General features: G+C 58.9%; 1 protein-coding gene. It reads left to right on the top strand.

The features are described 5' to 3' along the window. Positions 1-66 precede the first annotated feature (66 nt). A protein-coding gene (locus F3H26_RS19280) for an IS3 family transposase (protein ID WP_149777576.1) occupies positions 67-1193 on the top strand; the annotation gives its coding sequence in 2 pieces (ribosomal slippage) (positions 67-331 and positions 331-1193; 1128 coding nt in all). Positions 1194-1227 lie beyond the last annotated feature (34 nt).

Here is a 1227-nt window from a genome sequence, read left to right as displayed (position 1 = left end):
TGGAGTTGCCCCCTGAAAGTGGTCCACCACCTGGGATAGATTTGTCCCGCAATTGGAGGATCAGCGATGGCTGGAAAACGAGAGAAGGCCGAAGAGATTGTATCGAAGCTTCGGCAAGTTGAAGTTCTGCAGGGACAAGGCGCGACGGTCGCCGAGGCCGTGCGCCAGATCGGTGTGACGCAGCAGACGTTCTATCGATGGCGGAAGCTCTATGGCGGGATGGGGCGATCTCAGCTCACCCGCCTGAAAGAGCTGGAGAAGGAGAACCAACGGCTTCGGCGGGCGGTGTCGGACCTGACGCTGGACAAGCTCATTCTGACAGAGGCAGCAAAGGGAAACTTCTGAGCCCTTCGCGTCGCCGCAAGTGTATCGACCATGTGCGGCGGGCGCTTGGCGTATCGGAACGCCGCGCCTGCCGCACGCTCGGGCAGCACCGGTCCACGCAACGCAAAGCTCCGCAAGGACGTGCCGACGAAGAGCGTCTGACCGACGACATCATCGAGCTGGCCCACCAATACGGGCGCTATGGATATCGCATGGTGACCGGCTTGCTGAACAATGCAGGCTGGCATGTGAACCACAAGCGGGTCGAGCGCATCTGGCGACGTGAAGGGCTGAAGGTCCCGCAAAAACAGAAGAAAAGGGGGCGGCTTTGGCTGAATGATGGCTCCTGCGTGCGTCTGCGGCCGGAACGTCCCAATCATGTCTGGTCTTATGACTTCGTCCAGGATCGCACTGCAGACGGGCGCGTTTATCGGACGCTCAACATCATCGATGAATACACGAAGGAGGCACTTATGATCCGCGTTGATCGAAAGCTCAATTCCACGGATGTGCTCGATGCTCTGACGGATCTGTTCATCCTGCGTGGCCCGCCGAAATACATAAGGTCGGACAATGGGCCGGAATTTATCGCCCGGAAAGTGCGGAGCTGGATCACGGCCGTCGGCGCCAAGACGGCCTACATCGAGCCAGGATCACCTTGGGAGAACGGATACTGTGAAAGCTTCAACGCCCGCTTCCGCGACGAGCTGTTGAACGGCGAAATCTTCTACAGCCTAAGGGAGGCGCAAATCCTGATTGAGCAATGGCGTATCCACTACAACACCGTCAGGCCGCACAGCGCTCTGGGCTACCGCCCGCCCGCACCGACAAGCATCGTCCCGGTGGACCAGAGACCCTCGATGCACTAACAATCAAATTGGACCACCTAATAGGGGCAGACCA

The organism is Ruegeria intermedia, assembly GCF_900129345.1.
GTDB classification, from domain to species: Bacteria; Pseudomonadota; Alphaproteobacteria; order Rhodobacterales; family Rhodobacteraceae; genus Ruegeria; species Ruegeria intermedia.
The sequence above is the reverse complement of the archived record's forward strand: the minus strand, read 5'-3'. Positions and strand labels throughout refer to the sequence as shown.